This window comes from Amycolatopsis sp. NPDC058278 (assembly GCF_042881395.1).
Lineage (GTDB): Bacteria > Actinomycetota > Actinomycetes > Mycobacteriales > Pseudonocardiaceae > Amycolatopsis.
Genome location: NZ_JBHVXZ010000129.1, coordinates 16,749 through 27,994, shown reverse-complemented (window position 1 = coordinate 27,994; position 11,246 = coordinate 16,749). Strand labels below are relative to the sequence as shown.

Genomic DNA, 11,246 nt, shown 5'->3' with positions numbered 1-11,246 from the left:
GCGGCGGGGGGCGGTTTCGGCGTTGGCACCGGGGTAGGCGCCCGTGGCTTCCCCTGGGCAGCCGGCGCGAGCCGCGGTGGTTTCGCCGTGGGCGACCGGGTAAGCGCCGGAAGCTTCCCCGCGGCGAGCGCCCGCGACCGGGTACGAACCCGACGCCTCGCCTCGCCGGGCGGCGGGGTGCGCAACGCCGCCCTCGGGCGGGAAGCCGGGCGCCTCCGCCCCCTCCGTGAAGAAAACCGAACCGGATGACTCGCCCGGGGTCCGGGCGGCGGAACCGCGGCCCGCGATGCCGAAGGCGTCCGAGATGGAGCTGCGTCCCGGGGTGCGGAAAGCGCCGGACGCCTCGCTGCGCCCCTCGGCGGGCACGCTGGGCGTGCGGTCCTGAGGGTGCGGCACCGGCTCCTCGTCCCGGTAGTGTCGCCCCATCCGTCATCCTTTCGGGGTGAGCGCATGCCAAGCACGCGCTGCTATGCAATCAAACCGTTATCACCCTAACAGGTGAGTATCGGTGAGAGAATAATCTGACTCACAGTGGGTCGTGCTCAGGGTGCTGCGCTGACCAGGCGATGGCAGTGCGCAATCAGGCGATGACGCAGCGGCGCCGCCCGGCGGGCGAACGCGCCTTGGGCCCTGGCGTATTCGGCCCGGCCCGCCGCCGTCTCGATCCGCACCGGCGGGTAGCCCAGCTCCACCAGGTCGTACGGGCTCGCCCGCATGTCCAGCGTCCGGATCTCGACCGCCAGCTCGAAACAGTCCGCCACGAGCTCCGCGGGCACGAACGGGTCGAGCTTGTACGCCCATTTGAACAGATCCATGTTCGCGTGCAGGCACCCCGGCTGCTCGAGTGCGATCTGCGTCTCCCTCGACGGCGTCAGCTCGTTGAGCGGCCGCGCGGGCGCCGTGAAGAAGCGGAACGCGTCGAAGTGCCCGCAGCGGATGTCCAGGGCCTCCACGACCGCGTCGGTGCCCGCCGAACCCAGCCGCAGCGGCACCTGGTCGTGCCGGATCGAATCGGCAGGCTCGCGGTACACCATCGCCCACTCGTGCAGCCCGAAGCAGCTCAGCCGGGGCGCGCGCGACGCCGTCGCGGTCAGCAGGGCCAGGACGAACTCGGCCGTCCGCACCTTGCCGTCGCCGAACCCGGCGGGATCCAGCACCACGCCGTCGGGCGTTTCGACGTAGCCCTTGCGGTCCAGGAAGCGCCGCGCCGCGGGCCCGGCGAGCGCGACGCCGGGCCCGGGCTGCCACCGCTCGAGGTGCGACGGCCGGTACGAGTAGTAGGTGAACAGGAAGTCGAGCACCGGGTGCTTCTCGCCGCGCGCCCGCCGTTGCTGGTGTGGGCCGGTCCAGCGCCGCATCCGCGAGACGTGCTCCGCCTCCCGGGCCAGCCAGTCCGGCTCGGCGAGCACCTCGACGCCGGTCACGCGCCCACGTGGGTGCCGTCGCGCACCGTGCCCACGTACTCCTCGACGAGGTCTTCCAGCGCGACGACGCCGACGGCGTTCCCGCTCGCGTCCAGCGCCCGCGCGAGGTGGCTGCGTTCCTTGCGCATGGCCGAAAGCGCGACGTCGAGCCGGGCGTCGGCACGCAGTTCGGTGAGCGCGCGCGTCTTCGAGTCGGGCACGGTCGTGCTCGGGTCCTGCCCGGCCAGCTCGAGGATGTCCTTGACGTGGATGTAGCCGGTCAGGCGCCCGTCGTCGGTGCACACCGGGAACCGCGAGAACCCGGTGGACGACACGGCCTTCTCGACCTCGCCGACGGTCGGCCCGCAGGGGAGCGTGGTCAGCTCGGCGGTGGGCACCAGCACGTCGGCGACCGTCTTCTGCACCGACGAGAGCGTCTGGGCGAGCCGCTGGTGCTCGGACTGGTCGAGCAGGCCCTCGCGGCGCGACTCGCTGAGCAGCTCGGCCAGCTCGTCGGACGTGTAGGCCGTCTCCAGCTCGTCCTTCGGCTCGACGCGGAACGCGCGCAGCAGCGAGTTGGCCACGAAGTTCAGCAGCCAGATGAACGGATTGGCCAGCTTCACCCAGGCGACGTGCACCGGCACCAGCCACAGCGCGAGCCGCTCGGGCTCGGCGATGGCGAGGTTCTTCGGCACCATCTCGCCGATCAGCACGTGCGCCACGGTGATGAACGCGAGCGCGATGGCGAACGAAATGGGGTGCAGCAGCGCCTCGGGCAGGCCCAGCAGGTCGAAGGCCGCCGACAGCCGGTGCGCGATGGCGGGCTCGCCGAGGCGGCCGAGCAGCAGCGAGCAGATGGTGATGCCGAGCTGGGCGCCGGCGAGCATCAGCGACACGTGCTTGCTCGCGTTGATGACGATCTGCGCGCGCGTCTTGCCCTGCTCCAGGAGCGCTTCGAGCCTGTCGCGCCGCGAGGAGATCAGCGTGAACTCCGCGCCGACGAAGAAGGCGTTGAGCAGCAGCAGGACCACGACCAGGGCGATGTTCAGCCAGTCGGTCACGAGGCCACCTCCGGTTCCGGGGCCGCGCGGACCGGGGCGACTTCGACCTCGGCGATCCGGCGCTTGTCCATCGTGGTCACGGTGAGCAGCCAGCCGTCGACCTCGGTGGCGTCCCCCTCGGCGGGGATCTTGCCCAGCCGCTCGAGGATCAGCCCGGCGATGGTCTCGTAGTCGCCGTCCGGCATCCGGAACCCGGTGACGCCGGTGACCTCGTCGGCGCGCAGCTGCCCGGACACCAGCCAGCTGTCGGCGCCGACCTGCTGGGACGCGGGCGCCTCGCGCTCGTCGTGTTCGTCGCGGACGTCGCCGATGATCTCCTCGACGACGTCCTCCAGGGTCACCAGCCCGGCCGTGCCGCCGTACTCGTCGACGACGATGGCGAGCTGGAAGCGGGAGTCGCGCAGGCGCAGCAGCAGGTCGTCGCCCGGCAGCGACTCGGGAACGGTCGGCACCGGCCGCATGACCGACCCGATCGGCACGGCGGCCCGGTCGGCGGCGGGCACGGCGAAGGCCTGCTTGACGTGCACGGCGCCGCGGACGTCGTCGAGGTCCTCGGCGTGCACCGGGAACCGCGAGAACCCGGTGCGGCGGGAGATCTCGATGAGGTCTTCCACGGTGTCGTCGACGGAGAGGGATTCGAGCTGCACGCGCGGGGTCATCAGTTCTTCCGCGGTGCGCTCGCCGAACCGCAGCGAGCGGTCCAGCAGCTCGGCGGTGGACGTGTCGAGCGTCCCGCTTTCGGCGCTGGACCGCACGATCGACCCGAGTTCCTGCGGCGAACGCGCCGACCGCAGCTCTTCCTGCGGCTCGACGCCGAACTTGCGCACCAGGAAGTTCGCGCTGTTGTTCATCAGCGTGATGAGCCAGCGGAACAGCGAGGAGAACCGCGAGTGGTAGCCGGCGACGGCGCGCGCGGTCGGCAGCGGCCGGGCGATCGCGAGGTTCTTCGGCACCATCTCGCCGAGGATCATCGACAGCGACGTCGCCAGGACCAGGGCGAGCACGATCGACGCGCCCCCGGCGAACCCGGCCGGGAGCCCGAGGCCGGTCAGCAGCGGCCGGACGAGCTCGCCGATCAGCGGCTCGGCCAGGTACCCGGTGATCAGCGTGGTCAGGGTGATCGCGACCTGGGCACCGGAGAGCTGGAAGGACAGCGTCCGGTGCGCCTTCTGGACGGTCAGCGCCCGGCGGTCGCCGACCTGGCGGACGTTGGCCTCGACGGTGCTGCGTTCGAGCGCGGTCAGCGAGAACTCGGCCGCGACCGCGAGCCCGGTGCCGATCGTCAGCAGCACGAAGAGGAGGACGCCGCAGACGGCGAAGAGGATCTGGATCATTCCGCACCCGCCCGGGTGGCGGGGGATGAACCTATGGGACAGCCGGGTCGGTCACCCGGCCCGGTACTGTCACCGGGTGACTGCGCTGCGCGCACGAAACGGTCACTCCTAGCGGGAAATCGGCGTGTACTGCGGATATGCGGACAAGCTTAACGTGTCCCCGGTGCCGCCCGCTGGCGTGCGGGGTGTGTCGGAGCGCTCATCCGCGGCTCGGGCGGTGCCGCCGCACGGTTTCTTCGACGAGGTCGAGCACCGGCCCCAGCCCGGCGGCGGGCAATCCCATGGCCAGGTGGGAGACGAGTCCTTCGAGGACGAGTTCGAGGAACGCGGTGAGGACGTCGACGTCGACGTCGTCACGCAGGTTCCCGGCCTCCCGCTGCCGCAGCAGGCGCAGCCGGGTGGCGGTGGTGAGCTGCTCGGACCGTTCGGCCCAGCGGGCCCGGAATTCGGGATCGGTGCGCAGCCGCCGGGACACTTCCAGGCGCGTCCCGAGCCAGTCGGCGGGGTGGTCACCGCCGGCCAGAAGATCCCGCATGACCTGGACAAGGCCCTGTTCGGCGACGACGTCGGCCATCCGCAGGGCATCGTCCTCGGCGAGGGCGAGGAAGAGCGACTCCTTGTCGCGGAAGTGGTGGAAGATGGCCCCCCGCGAGAGACCGGTGGCTTCCTCGAGGCGCCGGACTGTGGCACCTTCATAGCCGTAGCGCGCGAAGCAGACGCGCGAGCCGTCGAGGATCTGGCGCCGGCGTGCGTCGAGGTGATCCTGGCTTACGCGTGGCATCCTGAAATCCTGGCACCGCGGACTGGTATCTCGCAATCCGTACGTACGTACTGTGACCCGGAGTGCGCGGGAACCGCGCGGTGACCCCCACCGTCTGAACGTTGCGGCGATTCGCTGACACGAAGTGAGACGGTTGGCTAAGGTTTGCCCATCACGGTGGGTGAGCTGAGGGGAAGGTGCGGCGTGATCATCGGTGAGGCCGGAGCGGCGGCGCGGGCCCTGTGGGGAGATGTCTTCGATACGCCGGGCCGCGTCTACGGCGGCGGCAAGGGCGGCCAGTTCAAGATGGACCCCGAAGAGCTGTCCGCGGTGATCGGCCAGTGGGAGGACTTGGTCGACAAGATCGTCGAAGACGGCGAGAAGATCCGGCAGATCGTCCAGATCGGAAAGCTGGCGCCGGGCGAGGATCCCTCCAGCGGAGGTTACGCCTCGACGAGTTCGGACTCGGTCCTGGCCCTGCTCAAGCAGAACGACTCCATGCGCAAGTACGCGCAGGAGTACCTCAAGAAGCTTAGGGAAGCCCAGTCCAAGACCGTGGTGACCGATCAGGACCTGTCCGGCACCTTCAAAGCATAGGCGAACTGAACTTGTTCCGAATCAAACTGGGCGTTCTGGTCGTCCTCGTGGCCCTCTCGGCGGGGTCGGTAGCCGCCTGCACCACGACGAAGGACGGCACCGCATCGCCCTCGCCGACCGGCTCGGCGGCGACGAACCCGTCCTCGGTGGATCCGGAGGTGCCGAAGGTCGCCGTTCCGCTGGACGCGAGCAAGTACGTCTCCGACACCTGCGCCATCGTGCCGAAGGACGTGCTGACTTCGTTGCAGTACACCGACCCAGGCCGATACCAGGCGAAGGGCGACACGCTGTTCACCAAGGCTGGCCCGTCCTGCCTCTGGAAGCTGCGGGGTGAAGGGATCGGCCTATCGGTGTCGCTCGGCACCGGGAGCCGTGACGAGGGGGCAGGTGGCCTGGCGGGGATCTACCGCGGCTACGTCAACAAGACCTACATCAGGTTCCTGGAACACGCCCCGGACGTAGACGGCTATCCGGCCGTCTACTGGGGACCGCTGGACGAGCGGCCGATGGGATCCTGCGGAATCGGCGTGGGCATCGCCGACGACCTCACCTTCGACGTGTACGCGCAGGGCTACCAGGGAGCCGACGACTCCTGCGGCGCTGCCAACCAGGTGGCGTCGAGCGTGATCAAGACACTCAAGGGGGCATGACGAGTGGACGGCAAGCAGATCTACGACAACTTCAGGCAGGGCGACACCTCCGGGCTGCAGCAGATGGCGGAGACCGTGCAGCAGCTGTCCGACGCCTACATGGAGCGGGGCGCGAGCATCAAGGCGCTCCAGGCGCGCATGGTGGAGTCGTGGAGCGGTGACGCCGCGGACGCGGCAAACGCGGGCGCGGGACCGATGGAACGGGCGTTCCATGACAGTTCGGCGCCGCTGGACGCGACCTCCGCGTCCGTCAAGACCCAGGCTGCCGTCTTCGAGGATTCGAGCAACACCGTCGTCGAAGTGCCACCGAAGCCCGACAAGCCCAATCCCTGGACCACCGGCCTCAAGGCCGCCATCCCGATCGCCGGGCCGTTCATGGCCAAGGACGACATCGACAACTACCAAGAGGGCGTGGCGCGCTACAACGCGGCGAACGAGACCAACGTCCGTGTGATGGACCAGTACAGCAACAGCACCAGCAGCAACCAGGCCGTGCTACCGACCGACTACGGCATCCTTGAGTCCGACGGCGCCGCCATCTCCGTGAACACCCCGGACGGCCCCGGCAGGATCGTCGAGCCGACCGATCGGGGCAAGTGGCTGCCGGAGCACCCCGGTGGCGATCCCGGCAGCGACGACCACACCTCCACCACCAGCGTCGACACGACGCACACCGGCGGCGGGGACAAGCCCGGCGGGACCGGGGGAACGGGCGGAACCGGCGGTACGGGAGGCACCGGCGGTACGGGTGGCACCGGGGGGACCGGAGGCACGGGAGGAACAGGCGGCACCGGCGGTACCGGTGGCGACGACACCCACACGACGGGCTCCGGCCGCCCCACTGTGCCGACCCGGCCGGGGCAGACGACCGACCAGCCCGGCAAGACGCCGCCGAACACCGGGGGGATCGACTTCTATCCCACCAACACCGGCGGTGGCCAGAACTACGGTCAAAACTACGGCCAGAACTACCTGAACCCCAACGACCCGAACTCCAGCACCGGCGGCCGCGGCCCGAACAGCGGCAACGCCGGCGGCCGGCTCCTCGACCCGACGGGCCGAGGCGGAACCGGCACCGGCACCGGAGCCGGCAGTGGCAGTGGCAGCGGAACCGGCAGCGGCAGCGGGTCCGGCGGCGCGGGTGAGCGCGGGCTCGGCGGCGGCCGCGGGTCCGGCATGGGCAGCCTCGGCAACGCCGCCGCCGCGGAAGCTGCCGCGGCGAGGTCGGCCGGCGGGCGCGGCGGGCAGATGGGGCCGATGGGCCCCGGCGGGCGTCGGGGCGAAGGCGAGGAAGACGACGAGCACCAGCGGCCGGACTACCTGATCGAAGCGGATCCGGATGCGATCTTCGGCACCGACCAGCGGACCAGTCCGCCGGTCATCGGCGAGTAGGCGGGTGGACGTGGCAACAGGCCGGGTGGACGTTCCGGTCGAGGCACTGGCGGCGCTGGCCGAACGCGAGCAGGTCGGCCAGCTCCACCTCACCCTGCGTCCGGAGCCGCTGTGGCTCTCGGACGAAGAGCGCGAGGAAGCCGGCAAGCGGGTCGACGCCGCGCTCGCCGAGGCTGGGCTGGTCGATGCCCGCGGGCGGGCCACCGTCGACTTCCTCGACTGGCTCCCGCTGCTGGTCAGCCCGGCGCGGGAGTGCTACGGCTGGGTCGGCACCGGCGGTCGGACCTACGGCGTGCTCGCCGCCGCCAAGGGGCTGCAGGCCGTCCTGGCCGTCTCCGACGGGACGCACGTCGGCGTGCAGGAAATCGACCGGAACCGGCTGGCCGAGTCCCTCGTCGAGCAGCTGCCACCGGTCGGGGCCGGTGGTGGGCGGCTGCGCACCGTCCGGGTCGCCGACCTGACCGAGGCCGCCCGCCGCGGGCAGGCCGCCTACCCGCTCGACCCGGCCGTCGCCGACGTCGTCAGCCTCGTGCAGCGGCCGGTCTCGGGCAGCGGGGAGCTCTACGTCGGCCGTCGCGACGACGTCGGCCGCCACACCTGCCTGCAGCAGCCGCTGCACTACGCCGACACCGACTGGGGCCGCTACCTCAGCTACACCGCCGGCTCGGGCGACGACGCCGTCATCCACATCGGCCCGGCGGGCCCGCAGGAGCTGGCCGACACGCTCGCCGAGCTGGCCGGCACGCTGGGCTGAGCGAAAAAGACCGTGCGCGGGTGCCGCGTGCGGCGCTAACGTGACAGCGCTGTTGTATCTCCCGGTGGAAGGACGCGCTGATGCTGTACCCCGAGATCGAGCCCTACGAGCACGGCATGCTCGACGTCGGCGACGGGCACGAGATCTACTGGGAGACCTGCGGAAACCCGGCCGGGAAGCCCGCGCTCGTCGTGCACGGCGGCCCCGGATCCGGCTGCTCGGAGAACGTCCGCCGGTTCTTCGACCCCGAGCGCTACCGGATCGTCCTGGCCGACCAGCGCGGCTGCGGGCGCAGCACCCCGCACGCCGGCGCCCCGGTCGCCGACCTGTCGGCCAACACCACCGACCACCTGGTGGCCGACTTCGAGCGTCTCCGCGGCCACCTCGGGATCGAAAAATGGCTGCTGTTCGGCGGATCCTGGGGCTCGGTGCTCAGCCTGACCTACGCGCTGCGCCACACCGAGCGGATCAGCGAAGTCGTCCTGATGGGCCTGGCGACCGATCGCTTCATCGAGATCGAGATGCTCATCCGCGGCCTCGGCGCGTACTTCCCGGACGGCTTCGCGAAGTTCCGCGAAGGCGTGCCGGAAAGCGAGCGCGACGGCGACCTTTCGGCGGCCTACCACCGGCTGCTGATGGACCCGGACCCCGCCGTCCACCACCGGGCCGCCCGGGACTGGTGCGCCTGGGAGGACGCGATGCTGCCGGGCGTGCCGCCGCACGACGTCTTCGAGGACCCGGCGTACCGGCTCTGCTTCGCCCGGCTCGTCACCCACTACTTCAGCAATCGCGCGTTCCTCGAGGACGGCGAGATCCTGCGCCAGGCGGGCAAGCTCGCGGGCATCCCGGCGGTGCTGGCGCAGGGCGTGCTCGACACGAACAACCTCGTCGGCACGCCCTGGCTGCTGCACCACGCGTGGCCGGGCAGCGAACTGGTGATGCTGGACGACGTCGGGCACACGGTGTCGGCCGCGTCGATGCAGGAGGTCCTGATCGGCGCGACCGACCGCTTCGCGCTCAGGGGATGAGCAGTGCCGGCTCCCCGTCCGGGGTGAGCGCGGCTTCGGCGCGCCGGGCCCGGTTGGTCTCGGCCAGCCGCAGCCCGGTGAGGCGCAGGGGAAGCCGGTCCATCTTCCACTCCGCCAGCAGCAGGGCGATCTTCGCCTGCATTTCCGTGCGCAGCCGCAGGAACGAGTCGGCCGGGTCCGCGCCGACCTCGCCCAGCAGCAGCCACCACGCCCACGCCGCCGCGCCCGCGTTGGCGACGAAGTCCGGCACCACCGCGACCCCGCGGGCCGACAGCGCGGCCTCCGCTTCCGGCGTCGTCGCGGCGTTGGCCGCTTCGACGACCACCTTGGCCTTGACCACGCTCTCGTTGTCCGGCCGCAGCGCGTAGGAGATCGCGGCCGGCACGAAGATGTCCGCGTCGATCCCGACGATCGTCTCGCGCGGCAGCGAGCGGACTCCGGCGGCCAGCCGCGACCGGTCCACTTCGCCGAAGCGGTCGCGCAGTTCGAGCAGCGCCGGGACGTCGAGGCCGGTGGGGTCGTACAACGTGCCCGCGGCGTCGGCCACGGCGACCACCTTCACCCCGGCTTCGTGCAGGTACCAGGCCGCGCCGCCGCCCATGGTGCCGATGCCCTGGATGGCCACCGTCGTTTCGCGGACGTCCCAGTCCCACGCCGCCGCGACGCCCAGGCACGCCTGCGCCACGCCGTAGCCGCCGACGACGTCGCCGAGCAGCAACCCGCCGGGGACCGGCGCGTTGAGGCCCGCCTGCACCCGGCGCAGGGTCCGGGCCGGGTCGGCCGAACGGCGGATCGCCGCGTGGTACGACTGCTCCAGCCCCAGCTCGGCGAACACCGAGTCGATCAGGTGCTGCGGCACGCCCAGGTCTTCGGCCGTCACCCAGTGCGCGTCCAGCCACGGCCGCAGGAACGCGCAGAAGCGCTTCAGCACGTCGAACGCGCGCGGGTCCTTGGGGTCGAAGTCGATGCCGCCCTTGGCCCCTCCGACGGGCAGGTTGAAGGTGGCGGCCTTGTCGGCCATGCCCCGGGCGAGGTCCTCGACCTCGGTCATCGTGCAGCCGGCGCGCATCCGGGTGCCCCCGGTGGCGACGCCGGAGACCAGGCTGTGCACGACCAGGTAGCCGGGCGCACCGGTCACGGGATCGGTCCACGTGAGCCGCATCAGCGGCTGGACGGGGGTCATCGGGCCACTCACCTCCAGGGAAGTCCGGGGCGGCCTCGTGACCGCCACCACGAGCGTGCGCCCCGGGTGGCCCGCCCGTCCATTTAACGCTGCTGCACGATCTCGTTTAAGTTTTGTGTATGGAGCTTTCGTTGCACCGCTTGCGGATGCTGCGCGAGCTGCACCGCCGCGGCACCGTGACCGCGGCGGCCGCCGCGCTGCACTACACCGCTTCGGCGGTGTCGCAGCAGCTCGCGCAGCTCGAGCGGGACGTGGGCGCGAAGCTGTTCGAACGGCTCGGCCGGCGCGTCCAGCTGACCGAGCTGGGCACCCTGCTGACCGAGCACGCCGAAGAGATCCTCGGCTCGGTGGAGCGCGCGACGCTCGCCTTGGAAGAGGCCCAGGAGTCGCGAACGGTCCGGCTGACCGCCGGGGTGTGGGCGTCGGTGGCCTCGGGGCTGCTGCCGACGGCCCTGACCGCGCTCGCCGGCGAGCACCCCGGCATCGAGGTCCGCACCCGCGAACTGGCGCCGGAGGACACCGCCGAGGCGGTCCGCGACGGCACTCTCGACCTGTCGTTCGTGATCGAGTACTCCGACGCGCCGACCTCGTGGGACGCCGGGCTGGAGCGGGCCGTCGTGGCCGTCGAACGGCTGCACGCGGCGGTGCCCCGGGGTGCCGTGCCGTCCGGGTCGGCGGCCCTGGACGACCTCGCCGAGCACCCGTGGATCCTGGCCGGCGCCAAGTCGCACTTCGGCCGGGCGATGCGCACGGCCTGCCAGCGCCACGGCTTCAGCCCGAAGATCAACCACGAGGTCGAAGAGCAGTCGACGGCGATGGCGATGGTGGGCGCCGGGCTGGGCATCACCCTGGTCTCCGACCTCGGTCTGCGGCAGCTGCGGCCGCCGGGCATCGACGTCGTCACGCTGACCACGCCGCTGCTGCGGACGGTGTCGATCGCCTACCGGCGCACCGCGTCCCGGCGCCCCGCACTGCACCTCGTGATCGACGCCGTGCGGGCGTCCGCGGCCGAGCTCGGGCTGGGTACCGAACCCGCTTTGCCCTGATCAGGGACTTCTTACGGAGTGGTGAACGCCTCCCGAGG

The 11,246-nt window shown here is 71.4% G+C and carries 11 protein-coding genes and 1 pseudogene; 6 read left to right on the top strand and 6 right to left on the bottom strand.

All coding sequences use genetic code 11. The features are described 5' to 3' along the window. The 5 genes and pseudogenes from ACFVYA_RS41225 to ACFVYA_RS41205 all read right to left on the bottom strand — a co-directional run. Positions 1–426 (bottom strand): annotated as a pseudogene (locus tag ACFVYA_RS41225) (hypothetical protein); the annotation flags it as partial. 116 nt (positions 427–542) lie between these two features. Next, positions 543–1,424, bottom strand: a complete 882-nt coding sequence (locus ACFVYA_RS41220) for a 3-methyladenine DNA glycosylase (RefSeq protein WP_387052918.1) — start codon at positions 1,422–1,424, stop codon at positions 543–545. Beyond that, positions 1,421–2,464, bottom strand: coding sequence for a hemolysin family protein (locus ACFVYA_RS41215; RefSeq protein ID WP_285992124.1), 1,044 nt, complete (start codon positions 2,462–2,464; stop codon positions 1,421–1,423). The genes ACFVYA_RS41220 and ACFVYA_RS41215 overlap by 4 nt, the downstream gene beginning before the upstream one ends. Continuing rightward, positions 2,461–3,798 (bottom strand): hemolysin family protein, encoded by a 1,338-nt coding sequence (locus tag ACFVYA_RS41210; RefSeq protein WP_387052916.1) that lies wholly within the window; start codon positions 3,796–3,798, stop codon positions 2,461–2,463. The genes ACFVYA_RS41215 and ACFVYA_RS41210 overlap by 4 nt, the downstream gene beginning before the upstream one ends. Positions 3,799–3,997: 199 nt before the next feature. After that, a complete protein-coding gene (locus ACFVYA_RS41205; protein ID WP_086848108.1) occupies positions 3,998–4,579 on the bottom strand; it encodes a TetR/AcrR family transcriptional regulator in 582 nt (193 codons plus the stop codon). A 183-nt stretch (positions 4,580–4,762) separates the two neighbouring features. Between ACFVYA_RS41205 and ACFVYA_RS41200 the strand changes: the two genes are divergently transcribed. From ACFVYA_RS41200 to pip, 5 genes are all read left to right on the top strand, one after another. Further along, on the top strand, positions 4,763–5,155 hold the full coding sequence (locus ACFVYA_RS41200; protein ID WP_387052914.1) for a hypothetical protein: 393 nt from the start codon (positions 4,763–4,765) through the stop codon (positions 5,153–5,155). Positions 5,156–5,166: 11 nt separating this feature from the next. Further along, complete coding sequence (locus tag ACFVYA_RS41195; RefSeq protein ID WP_387052912.1) at positions 5,167–5,805, top strand: DUF3558 domain-containing protein; 639 nt, start codon at positions 5,167–5,169, stop codon at positions 5,803–5,805. Positions 5,806–5,808: 3 nt separating this feature from the next. Continuing rightward, entirely contained in the window at positions 5,809–7,197 is a 1,389-nt protein-coding gene (locus ACFVYA_RS41190) for a WXG100 family type VII secretion target (RefSeq protein ID WP_387052910.1), read from the top strand. A 25-nt stretch (positions 7,198–7,222) separates the two neighbouring features. After that, a complete protein-coding gene (locus ACFVYA_RS41185; protein ID WP_387052922.1) occupies positions 7,223–7,951 on the top strand; it encodes an ESX secretion-associated protein EspG in 729 nt (242 codons plus the stop codon). A gap of 80 nt (positions 7,952–8,031) precedes the next feature. Next, the gene (pip, locus tag ACFVYA_RS41180) at positions 8,032–8,979 is read left to right on the top strand and encodes a prolyl aminopeptidase (RefSeq protein ID WP_387052908.1); all 948 of its coding nucleotides are present in this window, start codon (positions 8,032–8,034) and stop codon (positions 8,977–8,979) included. Here pip and ACFVYA_RS41175 read toward each other — a convergent pair. Next, positions 8,969–10,162, bottom strand: a complete 1,194-nt coding sequence (locus ACFVYA_RS41175) for a Glu/Leu/Phe/Val dehydrogenase dimerization domain-containing protein (RefSeq protein ID WP_387052906.1) — start codon at positions 10,160–10,162, stop codon at positions 8,969–8,971. The genes pip and ACFVYA_RS41175 overlap by 11 nt on opposite strands. 119 nt (positions 10,163–10,281) lie before the next feature. On the opposite strand from ACFVYA_RS41175, the gene ACFVYA_RS41170 reads away from it, so the two are divergent. Further along, on the top strand, positions 10,282–11,208 hold the full coding sequence (locus ACFVYA_RS41170; protein WP_285992116.1) for a LysR family transcriptional regulator: 927 nt from the start codon (positions 10,282–10,284) through the stop codon (positions 11,206–11,208). Positions 11,209–11,246: the final 38 nt, after the last annotated feature.